General features: G+C 71.2%; 18 protein-coding genes. 6 read left to right on the forward strand and 12 right to left on the reverse strand.

What is annotated here, in order from left to right:
• Nucleotides 1-13 precede the first annotated feature (13 nt).
• From JOF44_RS19220 to JOF44_RS19230, 3 genes are all read right to left on the reverse strand, one after another.
• Nucleotides 14-676, reverse strand: a complete 663-nt coding sequence (locus JOF44_RS19220) for a GrpB family protein (protein ID WP_209895205.1) — start codon at nt 674-676, stop codon at nt 14-16.
• A gap of 70 nt (nt 677-746) precedes the next feature.
• Nucleotides 747-1,181, reverse strand: a complete 435-nt coding sequence (locus tag JOF44_RS19225) for an SRPBCC family protein (protein ID WP_209895206.1) — start codon at nt 1,179-1,181, stop codon at nt 747-749.
• Nucleotides 1,178-2,170 carry an NAD-dependent epimerase/dehydratase family protein gene (locus JOF44_RS19230; protein ID WP_209895208.1) on the reverse strand — a complete coding sequence of 331 codons (993 nt, stop codon included), beginning with the start codon at nt 2,168-2,170 and terminating at the stop codon, nt 1,178-1,180. The genes JOF44_RS19225 and JOF44_RS19230 overlap by 4 nt, the downstream gene beginning before the upstream one ends.
• A 107-nt stretch (nt 2,171-2,277) precedes the next feature.
• Here JOF44_RS19230 and JOF44_RS19235 point away from each other — a divergent pair, with 107 nt between their 5' ends.
• On the forward strand, nt 2,278-3,102 hold the full coding sequence (locus tag JOF44_RS19235) for a TetR/AcrR family transcriptional regulator (RefSeq protein WP_209895210.1): 825 nt from the start codon (nt 2,278-2,280) through the stop codon (nt 3,100-3,102).
• Here the strand turns inward: JOF44_RS19235 and JOF44_RS19240 are convergent.
• A complete protein-coding gene (locus JOF44_RS19240; RefSeq protein ID WP_209895212.1) occupies nt 3,089-3,466 on the reverse strand; it encodes a hypothetical protein in 378 nt (125 codons plus the stop codon). The genes JOF44_RS19235 and JOF44_RS19240 overlap by 14 nt on opposite strands.
• A 128-nt stretch (nt 3,467-3,594) precedes the next feature.
• Between JOF44_RS19240 and JOF44_RS19245 the strand changes: the two genes are divergently transcribed.
• Nucleotides 3,595-3,882 carry an FmdB family zinc ribbon protein gene (locus JOF44_RS19245; protein WP_209895214.1) on the forward strand — a complete coding sequence of 96 codons (288 nt, stop codon included), beginning with the start codon at nt 3,595-3,597 and terminating at the stop codon, nt 3,880-3,882.
• 57 nt (nt 3,883-3,939) lie between these two features.
• On the forward strand, nt 3,940-5,196 hold the full coding sequence (gene fmdA, locus JOF44_RS19250) for a formamidase (protein ID WP_209895216.1): 1,257 nt from the start codon (nt 3,940-3,942) through the stop codon (nt 5,194-5,196).
• 16 nt (nt 5,197-5,212) lie between these two features.
• Here fmdA and JOF44_RS19255 read toward each other — a convergent pair whose 3' ends face one another.
• Nucleotides 5,213-5,986 carry a phosphotransferase gene (locus JOF44_RS19255; RefSeq protein WP_209895219.1) on the reverse strand — a complete coding sequence of 258 codons (774 nt, stop codon included), beginning with the start codon at nt 5,984-5,986 and terminating at the stop codon, nt 5,213-5,215.
• A 124-nt stretch (nt 5,987-6,110) separates the two neighbouring features.
• Between JOF44_RS19255 and JOF44_RS19260 the strand changes: the two genes are divergently transcribed.
• Both JOF44_RS19260 and JOF44_RS19265 read left to right on the forward strand, forming a co-directional pair.
• Nucleotides 6,111-6,887, forward strand: coding sequence for a class I SAM-dependent methyltransferase (locus tag JOF44_RS19260; RefSeq protein WP_209895221.1), 777 nt, complete (start codon nt 6,111-6,113; stop codon nt 6,885-6,887).
• Nucleotide 6,888: 1 nt separating this feature from the next.
• Nucleotides 6,889-7,446: an AAA family ATPase gene (locus JOF44_RS19265; protein ID WP_209895223.1), complete on the forward strand. Its 558-nt coding sequence runs from the start codon at nt 6,889-6,891 to the stop codon at nt 7,444-7,446.
• A 19-nt stretch (nt 7,447-7,465) separates the two neighbouring features.
• On the opposite strand, the gene ilvD is transcribed toward JOF44_RS19265, so the two are convergent.
• The 4 genes from ilvD to JOF44_RS19285 form a co-directional block, all read right to left on the reverse strand.
• Nucleotides 7,466-9,190 (reverse strand): dihydroxy-acid dehydratase, encoded by a 1,725-nt coding sequence (ilvD, locus tag JOF44_RS19270; protein ID WP_209895225.1) that lies wholly within the window; start codon nt 9,188-9,190, stop codon nt 7,466-7,468.
• A gap of 148 nt (nt 9,191-9,338) precedes the next feature.
• Entirely contained in the window at nt 9,339-9,959 is a 621-nt protein-coding gene (locus JOF44_RS19275) for a DinB family protein (protein ID WP_209895227.1), read from the reverse strand.
• Nucleotides 9,960-10,110: 151 nt separating this feature from the next.
• Complete coding sequence (locus JOF44_RS19280) at nt 10,111-11,367, reverse strand: alpha-hydroxy acid oxidase (RefSeq protein WP_209895229.1); 1,257 nt, start codon at nt 11,365-11,367, stop codon at nt 10,111-10,113.
• A gap of 66 nt (nt 11,368-11,433) precedes the next feature.
• Nucleotides 11,434-13,128: an L-lactate permease gene (locus JOF44_RS19285; protein ID WP_209895231.1), complete on the reverse strand. Its 1,695-nt coding sequence runs from the start codon at nt 13,126-13,128 to the stop codon at nt 11,434-11,436.
• 188 nt (nt 13,129-13,316) lie between these two features.
• On the opposite strand from JOF44_RS19285, the gene JOF44_RS19290 reads away from it, so the two are divergent.
• Nucleotides 13,317-14,102, forward strand: a complete 786-nt coding sequence (locus tag JOF44_RS19290; RefSeq protein WP_209895233.1) for a FadR/GntR family transcriptional regulator — start codon at nt 13,317-13,319, stop codon at nt 14,100-14,102.
• A 27-nt stretch (nt 14,103-14,129) separates the two neighbouring features.
• Here the strand turns inward: JOF44_RS19290 and JOF44_RS19295 are convergent, their stop codons facing one another.
• From JOF44_RS19295 to JOF44_RS19305, 3 genes are read right to left on the reverse strand one after another with little or no spacing between them, the layout of a single operon-like run.
• On the reverse strand, nt 14,130-15,287 hold the full coding sequence (locus JOF44_RS19295; protein ID WP_209895235.1) for a bifunctional 2-methylcitrate synthase/citrate synthase: 1,158 nt from the start codon (nt 15,285-15,287) through the stop codon (nt 14,130-14,132).
• Nucleotides 15,284-16,237: a methylisocitrate lyase gene (prpB, locus tag JOF44_RS19300; protein ID WP_209895237.1), complete on the reverse strand. Its 954-nt coding sequence runs from the start codon at nt 16,235-16,237 to the stop codon at nt 15,284-15,286. Before prpB ends, JOF44_RS19295 begins: the two co-directional genes overlap by 4 nt.
• A complete protein-coding gene (locus JOF44_RS19305; RefSeq protein WP_209895239.1) occupies nt 16,237-17,754 on the reverse strand; it encodes an MmgE/PrpD family protein in 1,518 nt (505 codons plus the stop codon). Before JOF44_RS19305 ends, prpB begins: the two co-directional genes overlap by 1 nt.
• Between the last annotated feature and the right edge of the window lie 129 nt (nt 17,755-17,883).

The following is a 17,883-nucleotide window of genomic DNA, read 5'->3' on the forward strand; positions in this document are numbered from 1 at the left end:
CTGGTCGGCAACGCTATCCCTGCGGGGAGCGGAGCACCAGGGGTCCGTCGGGCCATGCCGGGTGGGACGAGGGCTCGACGGCGAACACTCGCGTGTAGATATCGTCGATGACCTCGTTCTTGGCGAGGTTGTAGTCCACCGGACTCTCGGCGGTGCTCGCGGCGAGGCCCCGTTTTGCGCGCGCATACAGATCGCGGTCCGCCGGGTGCGTCCGCAGCCAGTCGCGGAACAGCAGGTGCCGCAGGGGCTCGGGAGCATCGGTCGGAAAGACGTGCACGTTGGCGGCGCCACCTGGCGTGATGAACATGCGGTGCCCGTTCCACCAGGGCTCCCGGATGACCAGCGTCGCCCCGACCTGTTCGAGAGCGGGCACGTAGGTCTCCTCGCCATCCGTGTCCTGAACGTGCACGTCGACGTCGATGATCGGTTTCGCGGGCAGTCCGACCACGGACGTGGAGCCGACATGCTCGATCCGGCGGGCGACCGCGCCGAGCGCGTCCTCGAGGCGCACGCGCAGCTGCTCGAAGCGGGCGGGCCACGTCGGATCGGGGTCGACGATCTCGATCGGCGTGGTCGGCGGCCAGTCGTCCCGGACGAAGGCAGCGCGTCCGACGCCGTCCTCGTCGACGTGGCGGCGGGTGAGCTCGGCGGGGTAGTCGGGGTGGGGGAGCATCATCGGGGCCTCCTCGGCGGGCGAGCAAAGCTCTTCAGCATAGAGGCGGAGTCGCGGCCGCACCACCGATTTCTCAGCCCTCCTCGCACCGCTCCTTCAGCGTGGCGAGATCCTCGGCGACGGCCGCCGCGTCCTCGGCGAACTCCGACTCGCTCATGGTGCCGCGTCGCAGGGTGAACACCACCTCGCAGCGCCCCTCCTCCAGCTCCATCACCCGCACCGGGTTCAGCACCGACTCACCCGTGGGGAGGGTGACGGTGTGGTCGAGCACCCCATAGGGGTTCTCCGGGACGAAGCTGACCAGCACACGCCCCATCGGCGAGTTCATCGACCACTGCGACACCTCCCGCTGGACCTCGCTGCCGGCCAGCCCCGCGGCCCAGCGGGGAAGATTCCGCGGGTCGGCCGCGTAGTCGTACACCTCGCGCCAAGGGCGCTCGATGACGACGTCGAGGTGGCGGGAGGTGCCGCTGCCGGCGGCCCCCGGGGCGTTCGCGGTCTCACTCATGACTGGACGCTAACAGGCGCGGCCTCCGATCCACGCGGCGCGTCCTCGTCCCGGGTGGAGCGCGCCTGCTCGACGGTCTGGTGCACCGCGTCCTCCCAGCTGGTCGGCTCCAGCCCTTCCTCGAGGGTGAGGATCCCCGGCCGCAGCACGCTCGGCCGGTACCAGAGTCCGGAGATCCCCGCGAGCTCCCGGGCGAAGGTGTTCACGCCCGCCAGGGCGCGCAGCGCGACCTGGGGGATCTGCCACGGCCGACGGGGCTTCCTCCCGGTCAGCGCGAAGACCTCCGCGAGCAGAGCGGTCTGCGGTCGGGCCGGGGCCGACGGCGCATGGAGCACGACGTCGCCGGCACCGCCGGTCAGACGCTCGGCGTGACGGGCCGCATGGAGCATCGCCGCGGCGAGGTCCGGGATGTGCGTCAGCGTGTGCGGCGCCGTCGGATCGCCGAAGATGATCGGCCGGGACCCGGCGACGATCCGCTCGATGATCATGGCGCTGGCGACCGCGGCGCCGGTGCCCACGGCGGTGGGGCCGACGAGGTCCGAGGCGACCACGCTCACGGTGCGCGCCGGATGCGCCCGGCGCTGGGCGAGCAGATCGACGCGCACCTCGCCCTTCGCGTCCCGCGGCGACGGCCCGGCGCCCTCGACGAGATCGGAGGCCTCGCCCTGGAAGGCGTACATCGACTCGGGGAAGACGACGGGAAGCCCGCGCTCCGCGGCCGCGTCGAGCACCGCCTTCTCCCGCGGGGGCAGCTCGCGCCGCCAGACCCGGGCGTCGTAGACCGCGTGGAAGCTCGCGTGGATCGCCTCGGCTCCCTCGAACGCCTCGGCGAGCACGTGCGGATCGAGGAGGTCGCCGGTGACGCGGCGGATGCCCGGGGAGGGCTCTCGCGGCGAGCGGCGCAGCACGGTGACGGTATCGCCGTCGGCGAGGGCGCGGTCGATGATGGCGCGCCCGATCTGTCCTTCTCCGATGACCAGATGATGCATGATGACCTCCACAATAATGAGAGCAGTGCTCTCGGTTGTGGGAACAGTGAACACCGCTCTCGGCCCCACGTCAAGAGCAGTGCTCTCGGTTGTGGGAGAATGGGGTCATGAACACCTCGCAGACGACGACGGAGCAGAAGCCCTCGACCCCACGGACCTCGCGCGCTCTGGCACGTGAGCGCACCCTGGATCGCATCGTCGAGCTCGGGAACGCCCAGCTCGCCGAGTGCGGCGCGGCGGAGCTCAGCGTCCGCGAGATCGCCCGGGGGCTGGGGATGGTCTCCTCGGCGATCTACCGCTACGTGAGCTGCCGCGAAGAGCTGCTCACCCTGCTGATCGTCGATGCCTACGGCGATCTCGCCGACACCGTGGACGAGGCGGTCGAGCAGGCGGGCCGCGATCCGCGGACGCGCTTCCTCGCGCTGGCGCGGGCGATGGTGGCCTGGGCGATCGCGCACCCCGAGCGCTGGACCCTCCTGTACGGCACGCCTGTGAGCGACTACGACGCCCCGGCCGAGGCCACCAACGCCGACGGCACCCGGGTGATGGCCGCCGTGCTCGCCATCGCGGCCGACGCGGCGGGCGTGGCGGGCGCGGCGGGCGCCGCGGGATCTGTGGGCTCGGACGGCTCGGCCGAGTCGGTCGGAGCGGATGGCTCGGACGGATCGGACGGAGCGGCGGAATCCGCCGGAGGGCGCCCCGCCGTGCAGGTCACCCCGGAGGTGCAGTCCCTGCTGGAGACCCACCTCGCCGAATTCGCCGTGCAGGCCGACGCCGTCGTCGCCCTGCGCGCCGTGACCGCCTGGAGCAGTCTCGTGGGGGTCGTCAGCGCCCACGTGTTCGGACAGCTCGGGGCCGACGCCGTCGCGGTCGGCGAGCAGATGCTCGACAGTCAGGTGGAGATGCTCGCGGAGCTCGTCATCGGGAGCTGAACCGCTCCGCCTCGTCGCGGTCTCCGCGGCCCCCCTGGTTCTCGCGGCACCGTCGGCCGCCGCGCTCCCAAGCGGCCAGGGCGATGTGTGCCGCGGACGACAGGGACCTCGGTTCGCGCAGCCGTGCCCCGTCGGCCTCCGGGGAGACGACCACCCAGCGGGCCCGTCCTCGCCGGCGCATCCGCCCGATCTCGATCGCCCGTCCCGCGGGCAGCGGGAGGAGCAGGGCGCCGCTCGGCCCGAACTCAATCACGGTGGCGAGCTCGGGTCGCAGGTCCAGCAGGTGGGCGCGGATCTGTTCCCGCTCGTCCGGGATGGCGCCGCCGCCCGGCGGGTGTGCGAGGACCGATCCTCTCGTGGTCATGCGACGACCCTAGGGAGGGGGTCCGACACGCGAACGGCACCCCGGGTCCCGTCGGCGCGCGCTGGCTCTTTCCGAGGGCGGATCCTACGATGGCGGCAGTATGTGAACTGAGTCACCAGGAGGTCGGCGTGCCGCTGTACGAATTCCGCTGCGAGAACTCCCATCTGCACGAGCTGATGATGCCGCTGGCCGCCGCGGACCGCAGCGCGGCCTGCCCCGAGTGCGGATCATCGGCCTCGCGGCTGATCAGCTCGCCCGCTCTCTCCCGCCTCGGGTCGCAGCGCGCCCGGCTGATCGAGAGCACTGCATCGAGCGCGCAGGCCCCGACCGTCGTCGACCATGTGCCCGGTGCCGGGTCCGCCCGTCCTGCCCGCACCACGCACGACCCGCGCCACGCGCGCCTGCCGCGCCCCTGAGGCCGGCCCCGGACCTGACGGCGCCGCCCTCGGCCCGTCGCTGTGGAAGGAGAGATCATGCCCGAGAACGTCTTCCCGCTGGATTCCACCACCCCCTTCACCGAGCAGAAGATCCTGGGACACAACCGGTGGCACCCCGACATCCCGCCCGCGGTGAGCGTGCGCCCGGGGGACACCTTCCGCGTCGACTGCCGCGAGTGGTTCGACGGCTACATCAAGGACGACGACTCCGCCGAGGACATCGCGACCGCGCCCCTGCACACGGTGCACACCCTCTCCGGGCCGTTCCGCATCGAGGGGGCGAAGCCCGGGGACCTGCTGGTCGTCGACATCCTCGACGTCGGACCCATCCCGCAGGAGGACTCCGGGCCGCTGGCCGGGCAGGGCTGGGGCTACACCGGCATCTTCGCCAAGCGCAACGGCGGCAGCTTCCTGACCGACGAGTTCCCCGACGCCTACAAGGCGGTGTGGGACTTCCACGGCGACCGCGCGACCTCCCGGCACGTCCCCGGGGTGGAGTTCACCGGGATGATCCACCCGGGACTGATGGGCACCGCGCCGTCGCCCGAGCTGCTGAAGCGCTGGAACGACCGCGAGGCCGCGCTGATCGCGACCGACCCGGACCGCGTCCCCGCCCTCGCCCTGCCTCCGGAGCCCGACGGCGCGATCCTCGGCGCGGTGGGCGATGCCGACCACGCTCGGGTAGCAGGGGAAGGTGCCCGCACCGCCCCGCCGCGGGAGAACGGCGGCAACCAGGACATCAAGAACCTCACCAAGGGCACCCGGATCTTCTATCCCGTGTTCGTCGACGGCGCGAACTTCTCCGTCGGGGACCTGCACTTCTCCCAGGGCGACGGCGAGATCACCTTCTGCGGCGGCATCGAGATGGGCGGCTTCCTCGATCTCCACGTCGACGTCATCGACGGCGGCATGGAGAAGTACGGCGTCAGCGAGAACGCGATCTTCATGCCCGGCAACACGGCGCCGCAGCACAGCCAGTGGCTGTCCTTCTCCGGCACCTCGGTCACCCTCGACGGCGAGCAGCGCTACCTCGACTCGCATCTGGCCTACCAGCGGGCGTGCCTGCACGCGATCGAGTACCTGTCGATGTTCGGCTGGTCGAAGGAGCAGGCCTACCTGCTGCTCGGCGCGGCCCCGATCGAGGGCAGGTTCTCCGGCGTCGTGGACATCCCCAACGCCTGCGCGACGGTGTACCTGCCGCTGGACATCTTCGACATCGACATCCGCCCCGGGACGGGCGAGGTCCCGCAGATCGATCCCGGGATCGGGGCGCCCCGCGCGAGCGTGGGCTGAGACCACGGGCGGCGGGCTACGGAGCGACGGAGCCGCTCAGCGCCCGGGCCCACATCGCCTCGTGCGCGGCGACGAAGCCGGCCGCCCTGCGCCAGTGCTCACCGTGACCCTCGACGAACATCGACCCCCACGGCTCGCGGCCGGTGGCGTGCGAGGTCCGCAGCAGTTCATGCATCGCCTCGGTGCGCTCGACCATCGCGCGGGGGAGCCTTGCGCGGAGTTCGGCATCGGCCCCGTAGCCGTCCACGAGGGCCGCGAGACTCGCTGCAGACTCCTCGGGCGCGGCGGAGGCGTCGTTCACCGTGAAGGCCTGCGCCGAGCAGGCGAGGTCCCACAGCCGGGTGCTCGGGGACGCCCCGTCCCAGTCGATGAACATCCAGCGCTCGCCGAGGAGCAGGTTCCACGGGGTGAGGTCCCCGTGGCAGAGAAGATCCGCCGTCCCGTCAGGCACTGGGAGCAGTGGTTCCCACGGCGCCGGGGCCGACGGCACGAAGCCCTCGCAGGCATCGTGGATCGAGCGGATCAGCTGCCCGACGCGCCCGAGCTCGGCGAGCGACAGGGGAGGGGAGTGCAGGGCGAGGCTTCCGGGCACGAACTCCAGGATCTGGCGCCCCCGCTCGTCGCGCCCCCGCGGTTCGGGCACGTCGACCCCCGCTGCGGCCACAGTGCGCATGAGCTCGTGGACGGCGGGGGTCGTCGGCTCCCAGGGTTTGCGCACGGTGTCGCCGAGGCGCACGACGCCGGCGGTGGCGTTGCCGCCCTCGAGCGGCTGCTCGCAGTGCTCGGTCATCGCCCTACTGTAGGGCCACGTATCCCGATGGACAGGCCGGAAGGACACGACCGATGACGTCGCACCCCATCCCGAGCTCTCCCGGGCGCTGACGCCGGGGGCCCGGGTGGCTACTGTGACGGGTATGGGCACCAGAGCGACGGACGGCAGCGCGGGAGATGCGGACTACGGCACGATCGGCGCCTCGTATGCGGGGTACCGACGGCCGGACCCCCGGATCGCCGCGGTGATCACGAAAGCGCTCGGGGACTCCCGCACGGTGCTGAACCTCGGAGCGGGCGCCGGATCCTACGAACCGGCCGACCGAGAGGTGACGGCGGTCGAGCCCTCGGCCCAGATGCGCTCACAGCGCCCGGAGCACCTGCCGCGCGCCGTCGACGCGACCGCGGAGCAGCTTCCCTTCGCCGATGGCACCTTCGACGCCGCGATGACCACCTTCAGCGTCCACCAGTGGCGCGATCCCGAGGCCGGACTGCGCGAGATGCGCCGGGTGACCCGGGGTCCGGTCGTGATCCTGACCTGCGACCCGACGCTCGTGGACCAGTTCTGGCTCACCGATTACGCCCCCGAGGTGACCGCCACCGAGGCCCGCCGCTACCCGAGCCTCGAGACCCTCGCGGGCGCTCTGGGCGGGCGGACCCGCAGCACGGGCGTCCCGATCCCGCTGGACTGCACCGACGGTTTCCACGAGGCGTACTACGGCCGGCCCGAGAAGCTGCTGGATGCACAGGCGCGGCTCGCGTGCTCGGCCTGGAGCTTCGTGGCCGACGAGGTCCGTGAGCGATTCGTCCGGGAGCTGGCCTCAGACCTCGACAGCGGCGCCTGGGACGAGAAGCACGGCCAGCTGCGCACCCGCCCCGAGTACACCGGCTCGCTCGTCCTCGTGGTCTCGGAGCCCTGAGATGGATCGGCGGCCGTCGGCCCCGACCCTGATGCTGCTCAACGGTGCCCCCGGCAGCGGGAAATCCACGCTGGCCGCGTTGCTCGCAGCGGAGCGTCCGCTCGCCCTGGCGCTGGACATCGACTCGATCAAGCACTCCCTCGGCGGGTGGGACCAGGACCTGCAGACGTCCGGTCTGCAGGCTCGGCGCCTCGCCGTCGTCATGATCCGCCGGCACCTCGCCGACGGGCACGACGTCGTCCTCGGCCAGTATCTTGCGCGCACCCCGTTCCTCGAGGAGCTCGAGCAGCTCGCCGCGGACTGCGGGGCGAGGTTCGTCGAGGTGGCGCTGATGCTCGACGAGCGGAGCCTCGCCCGCCGTCTCCGCGGACGACTCGCAGCGCCCGACCGCGCCGAACAGGCGGCCAACGACCGGTTCGTCGACCCCGAGGACGCTCCGCAGCTGGTCGCCTCGATCGAGCGGGTGCTCACGCAGCGCCCGCGGGCGCTGCGGGTCGACGCGGCGGGGAGCACGGAGGAGACGCTCTCGCTGGTGGACGCGCTGCTCGGATCCGACTGAGCTCGATGGCGCCGCTGGATCAGTCCCCGAGGACCGCGCCGCGGGAGGCGGACTTCACGAGCTTGACGTACTTGCCCAGCACGCCCTTGGTGAACTTCGGGGGCAGCGGGGTCCAGCCCTCACGCCGCGCGGCCAGCTCCTCCTCGTCGACCAGCAGGTCCAGGGTGCCGGAGCTCACGTCGAGCCGGATCCGGTCGCCGTCGCGCACGAAGGCGATCGGGCCGCCGTCGACCGCCTCGGGGGCGATGTGGCCGACGCACAGCCCGGTGGTGCCGCCGGAGAAGCGGCCGTCGGTCATCAGCAGCACGTCCTTGCCCAGTCCCGCGCCCTTGATCGCGCCGGTGATGGAGAGCATCTCGCGCATGCCGGGGCCGCCCTTGGGGCCTTCGTAGCGGATCACGACCACGTCGCCGTGGGTGATGGTGCCGTCGTTGAGCGCATCCATCGCGTGCTGCTCGCGCTCGAACACGCGGGCGGTGCCCTCGAAGACGTCCTCCTCGAAGCCGGCGGACTTCACCACCGCCCCGTCAGGGGCCAGGGACCCGTGCAGGATCGTGATCCCGCCGGTCGGGGCGATCGGCGCGGTGGCCGGCCGCAGCACCGACCCGTCGGCCGGGCGCGGCGCGAGCACCTCGAGGTTCTCGGCGATCGTGCGGCCGGTGACGGTCAGGCAGTCCCCGTCCAGCAGCCCCTCGTCCAGCAGCGTCTTCATGACCACCTGGATGCCGCCGACGTGGTCGACGTCGTTCATGACGTACCGGCCGTAGGGCTTGAGATCGGCGAGGTGGGGGACCTTCGCGCCGATGCGTGCGAAGTCGTCGAGGGTGAGGTCGACGTCGGCCTCGTGGGCGATGGCCAGCAGGTGGAGGACGGCATTGGTGGAGCCGCCGAAGGCCTGGACGACGGCGATCGCGTTCTCGAAGGCCGCCTTGGTCATGATGTCTCTGGTGGTGTGGCCGCGGCGCAGCATCCCGACGACCTCCTCGCCGGCCCGGCGGGCGTCGGCGTCGCGGCGGCGGTCGGCCGACGGGGGAGTGGCCGATCCCGGGACCGACATCCCCATGGCCTCCGCAACGGTCGACATGGTGTTGGCGGTGAAGTAGCCGCCGCAGGCGCCCTCGCCCGGACAGATGGAGCGCTCGATGCGCCCGACGTCCTCGCGGCTCATCAGCCCGCGGGCGCAGGCGCCGACGGCCTCGAAGCCGTCGATCAGTGTGACGTCCTTCTCCGAGCCGTCGGTGAGCGTGACCCGGCCCGGCATGATCGTGCCGGCGTAGACGAACACGCTGGCCAGGTCCAGGCGGGCGGCGGCCATGAGCATGCCGGGCAGCGACTTGTCGCAGCCGGCCAGCAGCACCGACCCGTCGAGCCGCTCGGCCTGCATGACGGTCTCGACGCTGTCGGCGATCACATCGCGGGAGACCAGCGAGTAGTGCATGCCGTCATGGCCCATCGAGATGCCGTCGGAGACCGAGATCGTCCCGAACTGCAACGGGTAGCCGCCGCCGGAATGGACACCGTCCTTGGCCGCCTGGGCCAGCCGGTCCAGCGAGAGGTTGCACGGGGTGATCTCGTTCCACGAGCTGGCGATCCCGATCTGGGGCTTGCCCCAGTCGCCGTCGCCCATGCCCACCGCGCGCAGCATGCCGCGGGAGGCGGTGGCCGCGAGGCCGTCGGTGACCTGACGGCTGCGGGGCTTGATGTCGGGTCCGGAAGCGGGGGCGGAAGCGTCGTCGGTGGTCATGGCACGACCCTAGTCCTCGATCTTGAGTGCGGGGAAGGGACTCGCGCGCAGGGAACAACGCGCAGGGAGCGGGGAAGGGACCAGCGGACCGCAGCGCCGTGCGGCGGCGTGCCGTGCGAGGTCCGGCGGCTCAGGCTCCGTCGGCGACTCAGGCTCGGTCGGCGATCGCGCGCAGGCCGGCGCTGTGCTCCGCCCACTGCTGCTGCGTCAGCTGCGGAAGATTGCTGGCGTCTGCTCTCATCCCGATGGAGCCGTCGAGCCCTTCGCGGATGATGTCGGCGTGCCCCGCGTGACGAGCCGTCTCCGCGAGGAGGTGGACCAGGAGGGTATGCAGCGTGGGCCGACGCCGCGCCTCGTGCCACCAGGGGACGTGGCCCGTGGCAGACAGCGGCAGCGAGAAGATGGCGGCATCGCCGTGCGCCCAGGCTCGTCGGTAGCCGTCCACGATGTCCGCGGACGATTCGTCGGCGTGGACCCACAGGTCCGCGAGCGCCCCCTCAGGATCCAGGTCCGAGGCGGAGTCCTGCGCGGCCTCGTCGGCTTCCCACGGCCATGGGTCGTCCAGGGAGCGGTCGAGGCATTCGCCGAGGTAGCCCAGCTCGGTCCAGGTCAGGTGTTTGACCAGCCCCAGCAACGACGTGCCGGTCGGTGTGGCGGGCCATCGCAGCTGTCGCTCGTCCAGCCCCTCGAGCTTGAACAGCATCACGTCCCGCTGCTCCTGCAGGTAGCGGTGCAGGGTCGCCCGTTCGGCCTCGTCGTCGTCGCTCATCTCGTGAGCGTAGTGACGCGGCTGCGGGGTCCGCGAGCGAATATCCGGGGCGCCGGGCCCGGGGCGCTGCGGCCCCGGTCAGAGCGCCGGTGTCGGTCGGCCCGGACGGTGCTCGCGCCGAGCCCGGGCCGGCCGATGGGATCCTGTCCGCTCAGCTGCGGTGCGCGGGACCCTCCTGGTGCAGGCTCGTGAAGCGGCTGAGCTGGGTGACGTGCTCCGGCGTGAGGTCCTTCAGGGTCGGGACCTGCAGCAGCTTCATGGTCCGCTCCACCTGCTCCGAGAGGATCTCGATCGCCCGATCGACCCCGTCCTGGCCGCCGGCCATCAGCCCGTAGAGGTACGCGCGACCGATCAGGGTGAAGTCGGCGCCCAGGGCGATCGCCGCGACGATGTCGGCCCCGTTGCGGATGCCGGTGTCGACGATGAGCTCGACGTCCTGGCCCACTTCGCGCGCCACCTCCGGCAGCAGCTGGAAGGGCACCGGGGCCCGGTCGAGCTGGCGCCCGCCGTGATTGGACAGCGCGATCGCGTCGACCCCGAGGTCGGCGAGCTTCTTCGCGTCCTCGACGGTCTGGACGCCCTTGACGGCGAACTTCCCGGGCCACATCGCGCGGATCTCGGCGAGGTCCTCGAAGTCGATCGTGGGGTCCATCGCCGAATCCAGCAGCTCGCCGACGGTGCCGCCGGTCTCGGTCAGCGAGGCGAACTCGAGCTTCGCAGTGGTCAGGAAGTCCCACCACCACCAGGGCCTCGGGATGGCGTTGAGCACGGTGCTGGGCGTGAGCTGCGGCGGGATCGAGAAGCCGTTGCGGGTGTCGCGCAGGCGGGCCCCGGCCACCGGGGCGTCGACGGTGAAGAACAGCGTGTCGTAGCCGGCCTTCGCCGCACGCTCCACCAGGGCATAGGAGGTCTCGCGCTCCTTCATGACATAGAGCTGGAACCAGTTGCGCCCCAGCGGGTTGGCGTCCCGTACGTGCTCGATCGAGGTGGTGCCCAGCGTCGAGAGGGTGAAGGGGATCCCGGCGGCCCCGGCGGCACCGGCACCCGCGACCTCACCCTCGGTCTGCATCAGCCGGGTGAAGCCGGTCGGGGCGATCCCGAAGGGCTGGGCGGAGCTGGCTCCGAGGATCTGCGTGGTGGTGTCGACCTGGGAGACGTCATGGAGGATCGAGGGGTGGAACTCGATGTCCTCGAAGGCCTCGATCGACCGGGCCATCGAGATCTCTCCCTCGGCGGCGCCGTCGGTGTAGTCGAAGGCTGCCGCGGGGGTTCGGCGCTTCGCGATCGACCGCAGGTCCTCGATGGTCAGCGCCGAGGCGAGACGGCGACGCTTCGGATCGAGGTCGATCTTCTTGAACTTCATGAGCTCGAGGAGCTCGGCGGGCTGGGGGATCTGTCGCTTGACCATGGAATTCTCCTTCGTGGTGAGGACCTGATGGATCGTGGGTGGGCAGGGTGGGCGCGGGCGCTCGGGTCAGAGCGTGGGGATCATCCAGGACAGCACGGTGGACTGCAGGCCGACGAGGAGGCACAGCGCCGCGAGCATGCCGAGGCTCCACCAGATCACCTTGCGGAAGATGGCCGACTCCTGACCGAGCAGCCCGACCGCGGTGGCCGCGATCGTGAGGTTCTGCGGACTGATCATCTTGCCGACCACGCCGCCGGAGGTGTTCGCCGCCACCAGCAGGGCGGGATTCAGCCCGGCCTCCTCGCCCGCCGTCTGCTGCAGCGTCGCGAACAGGGCGTTCGCACTGGTGTCGGAGCCGGTCACCGCTGTGCCCAGCCAGCCGAGGATCGGGGAGAGGAAGGCGAAGGCCGCGCCGGTCCCGGCGATCCAGGTGCCGATGGTGATGGTCTGCCCCGACAGGTTCATGACGTAGGCCAGGGCCAGGACCGCGGCGACGGTGAGGATCGAGTAGCGGAGCTTGACGAGCTGGGTGAGGTAGACGCTCGCCGCGTCCCGCAGCGACATCCGGTACACGATCGCGACGATGATGCCGGTGATCAGCAGCAGGGTGCCGGGGGAGGACAGCCACTGGAAGGAGTAGACGGTGCTGCCGGCGAGCTCGCCCTCCGCGGTGAAGACGTTGCCGTCGAGACCGGGCCAGGGGATCTTGACGTCGGTGGCGGCGAGGAAGGAGCTCAGAGGCGGCACCAGCTTGGAGGCCGAGAAGATCACGATCACCAGCAGGTAGGGGAACAGGGCCATGAACACGCGACCGGGGGTGAGGCGGACATCGGTGCGCGGGGGCGTGGCGACGGCGACGGCTCCGGCGTCCGCGGCGGAGGAGTCCGTGTTCTCGGCGCTCTCCCGCTCACGCTCGCGGCCCATGTTCTCCAGGGCGTCCCGGCCGCCGACGGGCTTCCAGAACTGCAGCATGATCACGGCGGCGGCGAGGCCGGCCAGCGAGGCGATGATGTCGGTGAGCTCGACGGAGATGAAGTTCGAGGAGACGAACTGGCTGATCCCGAAGACGACGCCGACCACGAGGGCCAGCGGCCACAGCTGCTTCACGCCGCGCTTCCCGTCGACCAGGAAGACCAGGAACAGCGGGACGACGGCGGCGAAGAACGGGGTCTGGTGTCCGATGATGGCGCCGATGTGCTCGTAGGGGATCCCCGTGAGGTTGCCGGCGGTGATGATCGGGATGGCGATGGCGCCGAAGGCCACGGGCGCCGTGTTGGCGATCAGCACGACGGTCGCGGCGCGCATCGCGGTGAAGCCGATGGCCATGAGCATCACGCCGGTGATCGCCACCGGCGCCCCGAAGCCGGCGAGCGCCTCGAGCAGGCCGCCGAAGCAGAAGGCGATGATGATCGCCTGCACGCGCGGGTCGTCCGAGATCCGGTCGATCACCCGGCGCAGGTCCTCGAAGCGGCCGCTGCGGACGGTCAGCTCATACAGCCAGATCGCGTTCAGCACGATCCACATGATGGGGAACAGGCCGAAGGCGAGACCTTCGGTGGCCGAGAGGCCGACGAGACCCACGGGCATGCCGTAGGCGAGTGCGGCGACCAGCATCGAGACGACCAGGGCGGCCAGGCCCGCCCAGTGCGCCTTCCAGCGCAGCACGCCCAGGGTGACGAAGATGGTCACCAGGGGCAGGAGGGCGACGAGCGAGGACCACAGCAGGCTGCCGGCCAGCGGTGCGAGTTCAGGGGTGTACATGGGGACCTCCGACACACATCAGCTGCGGTGCGTGCACTGCATCGCCGTCGATGTCGTGCCTCGTGAGTCGGTGAGGACAGGGGTGGAAGACCATATAGTGGTCTGACCACAGAACCGATAGTAGGGGGTCGGGGCGCGGCGGGCAAGACCCTATCGATCGCGACGGGTCGTTGTGCTAGAACGGGGCGATGGTCGACAACACGGACAGTGATGAGGTCGGACCGCAGGGGACGCGATCTCCCGGGGCGGACGCGACCTGGCGCCCGGTGACGCGCGCCAGCACGCATGAGCTGGTCATCGAGGCGATCGAGGACCAGATCATGACCGGCGCGCTCGTCGTCGGCGACCTGCTGCCTCCGGAGCGCGAGCTCGCCTCTCGGTTGAGCGTCAGCCGCGCCGGGGTGCGCGAGGCGATCCGGGTCCTGGAGGGCCATGGCGTGCTGCGCTCCGACGTCGGCTCTGGACGAGGAGCCGGCACCTTCGTCGCCTCCCTGCCCAGTGCCGCGCTGGCGAGGTTCCTCCGCCTCCATGTCGCCCTGGCGAACTTCCGCATCCAGGAGGTCGTCGAGGCGCGCATCATCCTCGAGCAGGCCAGCGCGTCGCTGGCGGCCGAACGGGCCAATGCCGACGCGTTGGCGGAGCTGGAGCGGCTGGTGGCCATCATGGACGAGCCGGGCGTGAGCCGCGAGGAGTTCAACGACGCCGACACCGCATTCCACGTCGCCATCGCCGAAGCCGGCGGCAACACCCTGTTCTCCGACATGACCGGCGCGATCCGCGCCTCCCTGCGCGCACCCATCCTGGAGGCCTTCACCAAGGTCACCGACTGGGACGCGATGGCGAGCATGCTGCGCAGCCAGCACCACGGCATCCTCGAGGCGATCGCGCAGGGACAGGGCGCGCGGGCCGGGGAGCTGACCGCCACGCACATCCGCGAAGCGGCCGCCGCGCTTCCGGAGCTGCCCGAGGCGTAGCGCCGGCAGCCCCTCCTCCGGTGGCTCTCAGGCCCCCGGGACCGACCGTTCGTCGGGCCCGTCGTACTGCGACAGCGGGCGGATCAGGGCGTTGTCGGCGCGCTGCTCCATGATGTGCGCACTCCAGCCCGTGATGCGGGCGGCGATGAACAGCGGGGTGAACATCTCGGTGTCGAAGCCCATCAGGTGATAGGTGGGCCCGGCCGGGTAGTCGAGATTCGGCTTGATGCCCTTGGCCTCGTCCATCGACTGCTCCAGGCCGTTGTACAGGCCCAGGATCTCGGGACGGTCGAAGTATTCGATCATGCCGTCCATCGCGTCCTTCATGGTCGGCACGCGGGAGTCGCCGTGCTTGTAGACGCGGTGGCCGAAGCCCATCACCTTCTTCTTCTGGGCCAGGGCGTCGTCCATCCAGGCCTTCGCGCGCGCCTTGGCCTCGTCCTCGCTCTCCTCGGGGCGGATGCCGATCTCGTCGAAGGTGTGCATCACGGCTTCGTTCGCCCCGCCGTGCAGGGAGCCCTTCAGTGCGCCGATCGCGCCGGTGACGGCGGAGTGCAGGTCCGCCTGGGTCGAGGTGATCACCCGGGCGGTGAAGGTGGAGGCGTTGAAGGAGTGCTCGGCGTACAGCACCATCGAGACGCGGAAGGCCTCGACCACCTCGTCGGCCGCCTCCTCGCCGAAGGTCATCCACAGGAAGTTGCGGGAGTAGTCGAGGTCCTCGCGCGGGGCGATCGGCTCGGTGGGGCCGCCGGCGCGTCGGCGGCGCTGCTCGTAGGCGACCACCGCCGGCAGCTGGGCGAACAGGCGCCGGGCCTTGCTCAGCTCGGCCTCCGGCGAGGAGTCCTCCGCGGAAGGGTCCCGTGCCCCGAGCAGCGAGACGGCCGTGCGCACGGAGTCCATCGGGTGGCAGGTGGTCGGCAGCGAGTCCATCGCCGCCTTGACCGTCGGGTCCAGCGCCCGGTCGGAGCGCTCCTGGGCGACGGCCGTCTCCAGCTCCTGGTGGCTCGGCAGCTCGCCGGTCAGCAGCAGGTGCGCCACCGCCTCGACGGGCTGGGTGGCGGCCAGCTCGGGGACCGGGTAGCCGCGGTAGAGCAGGGAGTTGGTCTCCGGATTGACCTTGGAGATGGCGGTGACGTCGGCGACGACCCCGTTCAGTCCCTTGTGGATCTCGCTGGTCTCGGTCATGAGTTCCTCCTGGGATCGACGGCGGTGCCGGACGGGGTGTCGGTGCGGTGGGCGGCGGGCACCTCGAAGTCGAAGACCGAGGTGTCGAAGCGGGCGTACCCCTCATAGTCCACCAGCTCGTAGAGCCGGGCGCGAGTGAGCATCTCATCGACCCGGGGGGCCTGGGTACCCTCCGAAAGGATCGTCTCCAGCACCCGCTCGGCCGCGCCCATCGCGCTGCGCAGCAGCGTGACCGGGTAGATCACCATCGCCACACCCGCCTCGGCCAGCTGGGCGCGGGTCAGCAGCTCGGACTTGCCGAATTCGGTCATGTTCGCCAGCACCGGCACGTCCAGCGCCTGGCAGACCTGCTCGAACTCGCCCAGGTCCGCGAGCGCCTCGGGGAAGATCGCGTCCGCCCCGGCGTCGACCAGGGCCTTCATCCGGTCGATCGCCGCGTCGAGCCCGGAGGTGGCGCGCAGGTCGGTGCGGGCCATGACCAGGAAGTCCGCATCGCGGCGCCCGTCGGCCGCGGCGCGGATCCGCTGGGTGGCGGTGTCCAGATCGACCATGGTCTTGCCGTCGAGGTGGCCGCAGCGCTTGGGGTTGACCTGGTCCTCGATGTGGCAGCCGGCGAGCCCGGCGTCCTCGAGCTCCTGGATCGTGCGGGCGACGTTCATCGGTTCGCCGAAGCCGGTGTCCGCGTCGATCAGGCAGGGCAGGTCGGTGGCCCGCGCGATCTGCGCGCCGCGGGCGGCGACCTCGCTGAGGGTGGTCAGGCCGACGTCGGGCAGCCCCAGCTCGTTCGCGATCACCGCCCCGGAGATGTAGACGCCGGGGAAGGACTTCTCCTCGATGAGCTTCGCCGACAGCGGGGTGAAGGCGCCCGGGAAGGGCTGGGCGGCGCCGGGGGTGAGCAGAGCGCGCAGATCCTGACGCTTCTGCGGGGGAGTGCGCGGGGAGTGCAGCATCAGAACAGTCCCTTCGGTCCGGCGGTGGGATCGACGACGCCGGCGGCGGCGCGGAGGTTCAGTGCTCCCAGCTCCCCGGTGGGGAGGTCGGCGAGGTGTGCGGCGGTCTCCAGGAAGCGGTCGATCTCGACCTCGTCCACGAGCCCTGCGGCGAGCGAGCGGAACTTGTCCTCGTACTGCTGCCGGGCGAAGGGGCGGGCGCCTTGGGGGTGGGCATCGGCCACGGCGATCTCGTCCTCGATCACCGTGCCGTCCTTCAAGGTGATGGTGATGGCGCCGCCGAAGGCCTTCTCGGTCAGGTCCGGCGAGTGGTAGCGGCGCGTCCACTCCGGGTCCTCCGCGGTGGTGATCGTGTGCCACAGCGCCACCGTGTCGGCACGGCCCGCCCGCTCAGGGGCGTAGGAGCGCTCGTGGTGCCAGGTGCCGTCCTGCAGGGCGACGGCGACGATGTAGGGGATCGAATGGTCCAGCGTCTCCCGCGATGCGGTCGGGTCGTACTTCTGCGGGTCGTTCGCGCCGGAGCCGATGACGACGTGGGTGTGGTGCGAGGTGCGGATCAGGATCGAGTCGACCTGCTCGGGATCGGCGGCCTCGGGGTGCTCGGTGTGCAGCCTGCGGGCCAGGTCGATCCACGCCTGGGCCTGGTACTCGGCCGAGTGCTCCTTGGTGTAGGTCTCCAGGATGGCGCGCTTGGCCTCGCCGATCTCCGGCAGCGGCACGGTGTAGTGGGCGTCGGGGCCGTCCAGCAGCCGGGCGATCACGCCGTCCTCGCCCTCGTAGATCGGCACCGGAGAGGTCTGCCCGCGCATCGCCCGGTCCACGGCCTCGATCGCCATCTTCCCGGCGAAGGCGGGGGCGTGGGCCTTCCAGGTGGAGATCTCGCCCTTGCGGGACTGGCGGGTGGCCGTGGTGGTGTGCAGCGCCTGCCCGATGGCCTGGAAGATCGTCTCTGCGTCCAGCCCCAGCAGGGTGCCGATGCCGGCGGCGGCCGACGGGCCCAGGTGGGCGACGTGGTCGATCTTGTGCTGGTGCAGCGAGATCGCGCGCACCAGATCGACCTGCAGCTCGTAGCCGGTGGCGATGCCGCGGATCAGGTCCGCTCCGGAGCGGCCGGTGTGCTCGCCGACGGCGAGGATCGGCGGGATGTTGTCCCCGGGGTGGGAGTACTCGGCGGCCAGAAAGGTGTCGTGGAAGTCGAGCTCGCGCACGGCCACGCCGTTGGCCCAGGCCGCCCATTCGGGAGAGGTCTTCTGCCCGATCCCGGTGAGGGACGCCCCGGAGCCGCCGGTGGAGACCGGGTGGCTGAGCGCCTGGGCGCGGGCCGAGACGATGGGGGAACGGTTCAGGGAGGCGACCGCCACCGAGGCGTTGTCGATGATCCGATTGATGATCATCTCCTGGACCGCGGGCTGGACGGCGACCGGGTCGGTGGCCACCTCGGCCATCGCCCAGGCGAGCTGGTCGGTGCGGGCCAGGTCGTCCCCGGACGGGTGGACGCGGACGTCGAGCTCTCTCATGCAGGTCTCCTTCGATGACGAGGCGTTCGCGGTGTGCCACCGGGTGGGCCCGGCCCGGCCGCATCGGTCGCTCACGCGTATCCGGCCAGGGTATCGGGGACGGGAGATCCGCCGGTGCGCGAGGGCGCC

The sequence above is a fragment of the Brachybacterium fresconis genome (assembly GCF_017876515.1).
GTDB lineage: Bacteria > Actinomycetota > Actinomycetes > Actinomycetales > Dermabacteraceae > Brachybacterium > Brachybacterium fresconis.

Bases quoted from the DNA above. Each gene is read 5' to 3' on its own strand.
- JOF44_RS19220 (WP_209895205.1), bottom strand. From the start codon at position 676: ATGATGCTCCCCCACCCCGACTACCCCGCCGAGCTCACCCGCCGCCAC.
- JOF44_RS19225 (WP_209895206.1), bottom strand. From the start codon at position 1,181: ATGAGTGAGACCGCGAACGCCCCGGGGGCCGCCGGCAGCGGCACCTCC.
- JOF44_RS19230 (WP_209895208.1), bottom strand. From the start codon at position 2,170: ATGCATCATCTGGTCATCGGAGAAGGACAGATCGGGCGCGCCATCATC.
- JOF44_RS19235 (WP_209895210.1), top strand. From the start codon at position 2,278: ATGAACACCTCGCAGACGACGACGGAGCAGAAGCCCTCGACCCCACGG.
- JOF44_RS19240 (WP_209895212.1), bottom strand. From the start codon at position 3,466: ATGACCACGAGAGGATCGGTCCTCGCACACCCGCCGGGCGGCGGCGCC.
- fmdA (WP_209895216.1), top strand. From the start codon at position 3,940: ATGCCCGAGAACGTCTTCCCGCTGGATTCCACCACCCCCTTCACCGAG.
- JOF44_RS19255 (WP_209895219.1), bottom strand. From the start codon at position 5,986: ATGACCGAGCACTGCGAGCAGCCGCTCGAGGGCGGCAACGCCACCGCC.
- JOF44_RS19260 (WP_209895221.1), top strand. From the start codon at position 6,111: ATGGGCACCAGAGCGACGGACGGCAGCGCGGGAGATGCGGACTACGGC.
- JOF44_RS19265 (WP_209895223.1), top strand. From the start codon at position 6,889: ATGGATCGGCGGCCGTCGGCCCCGACCCTGATGCTGCTCAACGGTGCC.
- ilvD (WP_209895225.1), bottom strand. From the start codon at position 9,190: ATGACCACCGACGACGCTTCCGCCCCCGCTTCCGGACCCGACATCAAG.
- JOF44_RS19275 (WP_209895227.1), bottom strand. From the start codon at position 9,959: ATGAGCGACGACGACGAGGCCGAACGGGCGACCCTGCACCGCTACCTG.
- JOF44_RS19280 (WP_209895229.1), bottom strand. From the start codon at position 11,367: ATGGTCAAGCGACAGATCCCCCAGCCCGCCGAGCTCCTCGAGCTCATG.
- JOF44_RS19285 (WP_209895231.1), bottom strand. From the start codon at position 13,128: ATGTACACCCCTGAACTCGCACCGCTGGCCGGCAGCCTGCTGTGGTCC.
- JOF44_RS19290 (WP_209895233.1), top strand. From the start codon at position 13,317: ATGGTCGACAACACGGACAGTGATGAGGTCGGACCGCAGGGGACGCGA.
- JOF44_RS19295 (WP_209895235.1), bottom strand. From the start codon at position 15,287: ATGACCGAGACCAGCGAGATCCACAAGGGACTGAACGGGGTCGTCGCC.
- prpB (WP_209895237.1), bottom strand. From the start codon at position 16,237: ATGCTGCACTCCCCGCGCACTCCCCCGCAGAAGCGTCAGGATCTGCGC.
- JOF44_RS19305 (WP_209895239.1), bottom strand. From the start codon at position 17,754: ATGAGAGAGCTCGACGTCCGCGTCCACCCGTCCGGGGACGACCTGGCC.